The sequence below is a fragment of the Thermoanaerobacter sp. A7A genome, assembly GCF_000445185.1.
In the GTDB taxonomy this organism is placed as follows: domain Bacteria; phylum Bacillota; class Thermoanaerobacteria; order Thermoanaerobacterales; family Thermoanaerobacteraceae; genus Thermoanaerobacter.
Genome location: NZ_AVAF01000133.1, coordinates 1 through 8,461, shown reverse-complemented (window position 1 = coordinate 8,461; position 8,461 = coordinate 1). Strand labels below are relative to the sequence as shown.

The following is an 8,461-nucleotide window of genomic DNA, read 5'->3' as shown; positions in this document are numbered from 1 at the left end:
AAGTCTCCTTCGATAAGGCTCAGGAAGTTCTAAAACTGCTGTCGCATCTTTCAAATCCTTCTTCTAAAATCTCCATTGCTTTAGGAGCTTTATCTCTATATTCATCTAATACTTGATTTAATAGCATCCTTGCTGTTCTGAGATCTGGTGCTTCAAAATAGGCTTTAGTTTGGCATGTAATTCTTTTTGTAAAGCCCTTGGAGTCTTATCAAGAATATTTCTCATAAAATGTGTTTGGCACCTTTGCCAGGTAGCTCCCTGGAAATGTCGATGAATTGCTTGCACAAAGTGCAAAAAGGTAATGCAAAATTTCAGAATCTATGGAATATTGTATTGAGCCATTTTTCATCTCTTTTCAGTCAGAGGATGACTCAATTCCTTTTTGTTAATATTTGCCTTAATACTTCTATTACCACTATACTTGGTACAGTCCATTGGAAAAGGTTAAGTTGTTCATATATAAAAAACTTTATAGCCCATATAATTATGGAAATAAATATACTCTCCCAAAATACAATAGCCGTTTCTTTAAAAACTTCTTTTTTGTCATAATTATAATATCCTATCAATATATACCTTAATAAAATAAGTATCAAATAACCTAAAAAATATCCAAAAATTAAAGGTATTAAAAACGCAAATAATCCTTTAAAAGAAAATGTCATTCAATACCAACTCCTTCAACAATTGCTAACTAATAACAAATATTATCCATTAATTCTAATTATTTTAATAAAGCAGATTGATTGGAGAAACTGTATAAATTAATATCCCTACCATCCCACATTATGAACAAAATGGCTTGCAAAATCAATGTCATAATTTATTGAAGCAGTTACTACCATTCCATATTCCTATTTATTATGTGCCTATCAGCAATTCTTGTGCCTATAGCTACGGGAGAAGTACCATCTATAGCAGCTTGGTCAAAAATATTTTCTGCAAAAGCAGCTTTTATAGCAGCATAACCCTTCTGGCTTCCAACTATAACTTCAGAGATGATATTTCCAGCAGTTAGAAAATCCTTATTAGTTTGATGAAAAGTCTTAACTGCAACGTCTCAGACTTTCATCTTCTCACTCCTTTCGTGTTATATGTTTAGTTTCTCACACCATTTCAATAAATCGGTATTTTTTAGTTAACTTTAGTTATTTTTATTTTTTATAGAAAAATAGTTATTGTACACTATAAACCCTATATAAATATTTTTTACAATTTTAAACATATTCTAAACCATAAAGGAGAATGCATAATGCCTGTAAATGTGGAATTGACAGAACGTGACAAAAAACTTTTGGAAATGGTGGCAAAACTGAGCATGATAAAAGTAGAAAACTTTCTTAGCAGGTAATAAAGAAGTTGTGGTTTTAATTCTGAACGACATATAAAAGATTGCAAAGATAAAGAACTATTTAATGCTGGCACAGTACAGATATAAAAAAGCGACGGAAATAGAGATATTGTGTTTAGAAGAACAGGAAGAAATGTTTAGAGAGATGTTTCCTGAGTGCAGTATAAAGACTATAGAAATGCAAAAATGAAAAATAATACCTCATAGAATAATATACGAAGTTTTGGAAGAAGAAAAAATTGTAAAAATCTATAGAATGTGGACGCACTATGAATGAAAATAACATAATGTGAGGCAGGCTCAAAGCCTGTTTTTTTATGTAGGCAAAAACCTCAAAAATATAGAAGATAAGCATAGACATTTGGTTTCTTTAAATTTTTATCTCATATTTGAAGATTTAAGAAAAGCCAAATCTATATGCACAGCTCTTGTTTTTACACTGTGAAACAGGGGCTTAAATTTTGTTTATCAATAAAGCAAGCAGATATAAAGCCTATTTTTCACAAAGTCAAGAGGAAATAACTATTAAGAATTATTAAATAGATAGATTTTATAAGCCAAAGTTAATATAAATTTAACAAAAAATCTCATGGAAAAACTAAACTTAATAAAGAATTTACCGAAATAAATAGTATAAAATTACACAAAAGGATGGTTTTATATGAAATTCATACCTCGAGAAATAAAAATAAAAGATAAAATATTAGTTCTTCCATACGATCAATATCCTATTGATGAAAGTGCGGAAGGATTTTTTATACTCGACTTTTCAAGAAAATTTGAAGACCCTGACCTATCTAAACTTCCGGCTTTACCTATCAAAGTTTCTTCAAAACAGGAAAAATATCTAATCAAAAAATATAACGTGATACTGGGGGAGTTTAAAGACATATGATAAACATAAATTTTAAAACGAATTACAAGATTTTACACTTTACAAATGAAATAGGCAAATATATGGCAGGTGGCATAGCGACATACATAGACCAGTTATACAAATACCATATGGAGGATGCAGGATTTGTTCACTTTTATGATGATGAGACACTTACTGACATAAGAATAGAATCATATCCCGGCATAAAAGACATATTATCAGTTTCATACAAAGAAATAGGAAGATTAAAAGAGTTAAACTTCCAAATAGCCGTAGTCCACTTTTACGGCTTAAGTTTTATAGCAGATGAAGAAATACTAGGAGATAAAAAACTGGTATATGTGGTACACTCAGTTCCGACGACAGAACCATACACATCAGACGACCCTTTTGGAGGCAATTATCAAATACAGAAAGACTTTGAAACATTAGCTTATAGAGCAGATGCAATAGTTTGCGTGTCAAAGGCAGAAAGAGAAAAATTAAAAACGCTGTATTCCGAACTAGAAAACAAGATTTACGTTATACACAATGGAATGGAATTTGACAGCGCAGATAGTATAAAAAGAAGCATAAAACCAACCAGAAGAAACTTTGGCTTTATAGGAAGGCTTGACTATAGAAAAGGACTTTTAGAATGTATAAAAGCATTTAAAAAAATAGATGGAGAACTTCACATTGCCTGTGACAATCAGGATCCTTTTTACTTGAGCACAATACTTAACTATATTGAAGCTGCAGAAATGCAAAAGAAAATACACTTTTATGGATGGTGCCATGGCGAAAGGAAAAAAGCATTTCTAAACTCACTTGATGCCCTTATAATTCCTTCGCTTTATGAGCCTTTTGGGTATGTAGTGCTGGAAGCAATAAACACAAAAACTCCAGTAATAACAAGCAGAAACGGGGGAATTTCTGAAATTATAGGGGATTACAAATACACCTTTGACCCTTATGAAGAAGGAGAAATAGAAAAAGCAATAAAGACATTTCAGGAAGATACAGAAGAAGAAATAGAAAAAGAAATGGGAAAACTTTGTAAAAGAAAAGAAATTTTCACAGCACAGAAAATGATAGAAAAGTATACAGATTTATTAAACTCTCTCTTATAACGTAAATTATACGCCAAAACACTGGCGTGTAATTAATAAATTCAATACAAACTCAGAAAGGGAGGTGAGATATGTAGATTTTCTTATTGACCGTACAACAAAAGAAAAATAAAATAAGGGAGAGGAGAAAATGTATGCATTAGAAACAGGAGGAAGTTATAAAACCTCGGCAATTTCTTCAAAACAAAGCGGATACCTATCAAAAGGCTCAAGAGGAGAAGACGTAAAGGCAGTACAGCAGGTATTAAACAAACTGGGATATTCTACAGGTGGAGTTGACGGCATATTTGGTAAAAACACGGATGCAGCAATAAAAGCCTTTCAAAAAGCGAATGGACTCACCCCAGATGGAATAATAGGGCCCCAGACACTTAAGGCGCTGATAAAAGCAGCAAACAGCATATCAAGTGGAAGTACAACATCTGTACAGCAAAAAACCAGCACATATACAAAGCCTGCAAGCACATCATATACAGCTCAAAACACTGCAAACTCATACAGGACAGGTATAAATGCAAACAAAACATATCAAAATAGTAGCACAACTCCTGTAATATACGACAAAAACGGAAGCACAACTCCCATAATAGCGGGGAGAAGCAGCACACCCAAATTAAACATACTGGCAGGACAGATAAATGGGAGCACAATACCTCAAAACTACAAAATCTATGACAAAAATGGGAATATAATAACAAATCAGCAAAACACAAATGCCATAACAGTAGCGAAGAACTTTGGAAAAGGAATGGGAGATGCTGTAGTAGGTACATTAAAAGGAGTATGGACAATAGCAACACATCCGGCAGAGACAGTACAAGGAATAGCCTATGTAGCAACACATCCAGCAGAGACAGTAAACACAATAAAGAATGAAGCAATAAAGACATACAACAAATTCAAGACAGGAGATGCAAATACAAGAGCAAAGATAGCAGGAAGAGTAGTAGGAGAAATAGCTATAGGATTAGTAGGAACAAAAGGTTTAGACAAAGGGATAAAAGCAGCAAAAGAAGCAACAGTAATAGCAGGAACTGCGAAAACTGCAGAGACAGCGGTAGATATAACAAAAGCAGGGAAAGCAGCAGGAGTTGCAGAAAAAGCAGTAGGGAAAATCTCTAAAGTTGTACCCAAAATAGAGTCAACTTCTGTAAAAGAAACTGCCATATCTCCATCAAAACTTGCACAAATGGCTCAAGGTAAGCCTCCATATCCTGGTATAGACAGATTTAGAGATATAACATTGAAAGAAGGGAAGATAATATATAGAGGAGAACCTAATGGTACAGAATTCTTTACTACAGAAAGTGCTATAAGAAGGTCGGAAGGTGATGCAGAAAAACTATTTAAAGGGCTACAGGTAGAGAAACATAGAGAAAAAGGATACAGAAAAGTAATGGTAGGATATAAAGTTACAAAAGATACAAAAGCAGCCTTTGGCATTGCAAAAGCAAATGTAAAACATGGAGAAGGAGGGTTACCTCAAATATTTGTACCAAATGTAAAAGAGTTAGAGCAAAAAGGGATACTGGTACCTGTAAAAGAAATACCACTTAAAAATTACAAATAAGGAGAGGTAAAAATGATAGATTTAAAAACAGGGGAGATAATAGTAAACTCAGATTTAATATTATCACCAAAATTAAGTCTTGAAGAATTCAAAAAAACAAGATATTACACTGGACAGGATGAAAAAATGTATATGGAAATAGATGGACTCCATAAAATAGATAACCATGACTTTTACATTAGTTTGTATTTTAAAGATTCCTTCTTAAAAGAAGTTTCCCTGATGATATATAGTCCACTTATAAAAGAATGGGATGAAGAACCAAAGAGGAAAGAAATACATGATGAATATTTAAAAAGTAAAGGAATAAAATTAGAACGCAAATGGGATGAGGAAAATTATAAGGCAGATGTAGCAGAGTTTGACTGGGGAGAAATTGTATCATATTTTGAAACAAAAGGTTATACAAGCGATATACTTATTATTTACAAGTAGCATATAAAAGAAATAAAAATAGTGTAAATACAAAAAAGTTAGGAGAAGTTGTAAATTAGATTAATCTGCCAGTACAATCCTGGCAGATTTTTAACCTATAGAGTGAAAAGACCATATCTTATACAATAAAAATGGTAAAATAGAAAATAAAGTAGAAACGAAATAAATACTTTAAAAATTAACAGGATGAACTGCAGAGACAGCGGTAGATATAACAAAGACAGGGAGAGCCGCAGAATTAGCAGAAAAAGCTGCAGTAACGGAAGTAAAAGAGGTAACAACACAAACTGTTGAAAAAACTACATTTAAAGAAATAAAAGAAGTTGCGAAGTTTTTAAAAGAAAGTGGAGTAGATAACCCTAAAGTTAGACGGAATATAATTGAAGCCTTTAATCCGGGTGCAAAAGTGGTAGTTTTGGATAGTGACACGTTAGCTTACAGATATTATGGTGGTAATTCTAATCCAAGAGGGCAGTGGTTAACAACAGAACTTTTAAAAGATCCTGTAAATCAATTAGCTTTACCGCCAGGGAATAAAGCAGAAAATATACAGCAATGGATAATTCCTAAAGGTACAAAAGTATTAAAAGGAACAGTTGCACCTCATTGGGGTAAACTTGGTGGGGCTCCTCAGATATTCATACCAGATCCTAAAATACTGAAATAGATGAGGTGAATATAATGGTTTTAAAGAGAAAAGTAAGATACGAAATTTCAGATTTAATAGAAGAAATAGATGCAGTATTGCCAAAAGTAAATAAAGAACTTGAGAATAGAAAGCAAGGGATACCTGGATACGGAGAAATAGACGAATTGGAAGCAATAAAAGAGGAATTGGAGGAAATAAGGAAAATGGCAATAGAGAATAAACTACCACCGAAAGGAGAGAGATGGGTAAAATATGCATGGTATTTCACACATGAAAATTGGAAAATTGAACCTTCAATAGAAAAAGAATTATGGGATATAGCAGATATATATCACAGGAAACTAAAAGAATAAAATTTTTCTGTGTAGTACGGATTAAATATTTAGTTAAAAAGCTAAAAGGGGATGAGGAATATAGCGAAACCTTAAAAATAGTAAAAAAATAAACAGAAATGTGGTGAGACAAAATGAATGTACAAGAATTAAAAGAAAAACTAAAACAGGCAGGAGTAATAGACGTTTACTGGAGTATACCTGGACATCTCATTCCTGGTGCTGATTGGTGGTTAGAACAAAACAATGATGGAACATGGATAATGTATTACCAAGATGAGAGAGGGAATAAAGACATAATAAAAACTTTTACATCAGAAAAAGAGGCTTGTGAATTTTTCTATAACTATGTAACTATAAGATATGAAAAAGCAAAGCCGTATATAGGTAAGGGAAAAGATTTATAAAACTCGGCACCATAGTTTTAAGCTATGGTGCTATTTTAAAAAACTTCAATATGAAAAGTGGGAAGACTGAGAGGACGAGAAGATATTTGCCTAAAGAAAGGGAGTATCAAAGGAGCGACGAAAATGATAGATTTAAAAACAGGGGAGATGGTAGTAAACTCAGATTTAGTATTATCACCGAAATTAAGCCTTGAAGAGTTTAAAAAAACAAGATATTATACAGGTCAGGATGAAAAAATGTATATGGGCATAGGAGGACCTCACAAAATAGACGGAAAAGATTTTTACATTAAGTTGTGTTTTGAAAATTCCCATTTAAAAGAAGTTTCACTTTCAATGGACAGTCCCCTTATAAAAGGATGGAATGATGAACCAAAGTTAAAAGCCATCCATGATGAATATTTAAAAAGTAAAGGAATAAAATTAGAACACAAATGGGATGAGGGAAATTATAAGGCAGATGTAGCAGAATTTGAATGGGGGAAAATTGTATCAGATTTTGATTCAAAAAGTTATACAAGCAATATAGTTGTTATATACAAATAAACGTTGAATTAGACTAATCTGCCAGGATAGTCCTGGCAGATTAGTTTATCAAATGAAAAGACTGTACCTTAATATAATATAAATTAGTAAAATAAACAGTAAGAACAAAAGCAAAATAAAAATACTAGTAGATTGTAAAGGTAGCAGATGCAGCAAAAGCAGAGAAAGTAGTAGGAGTTGCAGAAAAAGCCATAAAGAATGTTTCTTCAAGTGCTGAGAAAGTAGAAGCAACAACTGTAAAAGAAGCCACTTCAAGCTCATCAAAAATTGCCTCAAAATGGCTTGATAAAAATTGCAAATATATATGGCCACCAAATGATGGATTTGAAGGTACACCGGTGAAGAAAGTATTCAAACCGGGAGAGAGATTTGATAGGTATGGTTATGAAAAAACAGGTAAATTTGCGGCACCAGTAGGTACACCATTTGAAATGAGGTCACTGCCTCCAGAAAATAGAAAATTACCATACAATATATATGAAGTAATAAAGCCATTTGAAGCCTTGGAAGGCAAGACAGCACCATGGTTTGACCAGCCAGGTGGAAGTATACAGTACAAAATGCCAAAGACGATAAAAGAATTAATAAATGAAGGATATATAAGGGAGGTAAAAGTAAAATGAATGTACAAGAATTAAAAGAAAAACTAATACAAGCAGGAGTAATAGACATTTGGTGGAGTATACCAGGACATTTTGAGCTTTTTGGTATCTTTTGGTTAGAACAAAACAATGATGGAACATGGATAATGTATGACCAAGATGAAAGGGGAAATAAATATACAATAAAGATTTTCACATCAGAAGAAGAAGCATGTGACTTTTTTTACAATTATGTAACTAAAGAATATGAAGAAGAAAAACCTTATATAGGTAAAGGAAAAGATTTGTAAAACTTGGCACCATAGCTTTAAAGCTATGGTGCTATTTTAAAAGAAACTTCAGTATAAGGAAAAGTAGGGAAGATCGGAAGGAGCGAGGCAAATATTTGTACCAAATCCAGAGGTATTAAAGGAAGGCAAGAATACATGGTACTTAAAAGGAACAAGTTATACGAAGTAAGAGAACTAATAGAAGCAATAGATGATGTAATGCCAGAGCTGGAGAAAGAGATAGAAAACAGGAAAAAATGCATACCATGACATGGAAAAATAAGCCAACTTGAGTTTATAAACGGGAGGCG

13 protein-coding genes and 1 pseudogene are annotated in these 8,461 nt (G+C 32.7%); 11 read left to right on the top strand and 3 right to left on the bottom strand.

From position 1 onward, the window contains the following. Together M663_RS15580 and M663_RS0110555 are read right to left on the bottom strand one after the other, a co-directional pair. Positions 1-285 (bottom strand): annotated as a pseudogene (locus tag M663_RS15580) (transposase); the annotation flags it as partial. A gap of 86 nt (positions 286-371) precedes the next feature. Then, the gene (locus tag M663_RS0110555) at positions 372-665 is read right to left on the bottom strand and encodes a preprotein translocase subunit SecE (protein ID WP_029688873.1); all 294 of its coding nucleotides are present in this window, start codon (positions 663-665) and stop codon (positions 372-374) included. Positions 666-1,415: 750 nt separating this feature from the next. On the opposite strand from M663_RS0110555, the gene M663_RS15575 reads away from it, so the two are divergent. The 9 genes from M663_RS15575 (at position 1,416) to M663_RS0110500 (ending at position 7,279) form a co-directional block, all read left to right on the top strand. Then, positions 1,416-1,541: a hypothetical protein gene (locus tag M663_RS15575; protein ID WP_273702698.1), complete on the top strand. Its 126-nt coding sequence runs from the start codon at positions 1,416-1,418 to the stop codon at positions 1,539-1,541. 471 nt (positions 1,542-2,012) lie between these two features. Then, positions 2,013-2,246, top strand: coding sequence for a hypothetical protein (locus M663_RS0110535; protein WP_029688872.1), 234 nt, complete (start codon positions 2,013-2,015; stop codon positions 2,244-2,246). Then, the gene (locus M663_RS0110530; protein ID WP_029688871.1) at positions 2,243-3,340 is read left to right on the top strand and encodes a glycosyltransferase family 4 protein; all 1,098 of its coding nucleotides are present in this window, start codon (positions 2,243-2,245) and stop codon (positions 3,338-3,340) included. Before M663_RS0110535 ends, M663_RS0110530 begins: the two co-directional genes overlap by 4 nt. Positions 3,341-3,470: 130 nt before the next feature. Further along, positions 3,471-4,910, top strand: a complete 1,440-nt coding sequence (locus tag M663_RS15570) for a peptidoglycan-binding domain-containing protein (RefSeq protein ID WP_273702697.1) — start codon at positions 3,471-3,473, stop codon at positions 4,908-4,910. A gap of 12 nt (positions 4,911-4,922) precedes the next feature. Continuing rightward, on the top strand, positions 4,923-5,345 hold the full coding sequence (locus M663_RS0110520; protein ID WP_029688869.1) for a hypothetical protein: 423 nt from the start codon (positions 4,923-4,925) through the stop codon (positions 5,343-5,345). 406 nt (positions 5,346-5,751) lie between these two features. Then, entirely contained in the window at positions 5,752-6,012 is a 261-nt protein-coding gene (locus tag M663_RS0110515; protein WP_029688868.1) for a glycohydrolase toxin TNT-related protein, read from the top strand. A 14-nt stretch (positions 6,013-6,026) separates the two neighbouring features. Continuing rightward, the gene (locus M663_RS0110510; RefSeq protein WP_029688867.1) at positions 6,027-6,347 is read left to right on the top strand and encodes a hypothetical protein; all 321 of its coding nucleotides are present in this window, start codon (positions 6,027-6,029) and stop codon (positions 6,345-6,347) included. A gap of 113 nt (positions 6,348-6,460) precedes the next feature. Beyond that, entirely contained in the window at positions 6,461-6,733 is a 273-nt protein-coding gene (locus tag M663_RS0110505) for a hypothetical protein (protein ID WP_273702696.1), read from the top strand. Between the two features lie 123 nt (positions 6,734-6,856). Continuing rightward, positions 6,857-7,279: a hypothetical protein gene (locus M663_RS0110500; RefSeq protein WP_029688865.1), complete on the top strand. Its 423-nt coding sequence runs from the start codon at positions 6,857-6,859 to the stop codon at positions 7,277-7,279. Positions 7,280-7,403: 124 nt separating this feature from the next. Here the strand turns inward: M663_RS0110500 and M663_RS15565 are convergent, their stop codons facing one another. After that, a complete protein-coding gene (locus tag M663_RS15565; protein WP_273702695.1) occupies positions 7,404-7,577 on the bottom strand; it encodes a hypothetical protein in 174 nt (57 codons plus the stop codon). Between the two features lie 40 nt (positions 7,578-7,617). On the opposite strand from M663_RS15565, the gene M663_RS0110490 reads away from it, so the two are divergent. Together M663_RS0110490 and M663_RS0110485 are read left to right on the top strand one after the other, a co-directional pair. Continuing rightward, the gene (locus M663_RS0110490) at positions 7,618-7,902 is read left to right on the top strand and encodes a TNT domain-containing protein (protein ID WP_273702694.1); all 285 of its coding nucleotides are present in this window, start codon (positions 7,618-7,620) and stop codon (positions 7,900-7,902) included. Further along, a complete protein-coding gene (locus M663_RS0110485) occupies positions 7,899-8,171 on the top strand; it encodes a hypothetical protein (RefSeq protein WP_029688863.1) in 273 nt (90 codons plus the stop codon). Before M663_RS0110490 ends, M663_RS0110485 begins: the two co-directional genes overlap by 4 nt. Positions 8,172-8,461 lie beyond the last annotated feature (290 nt).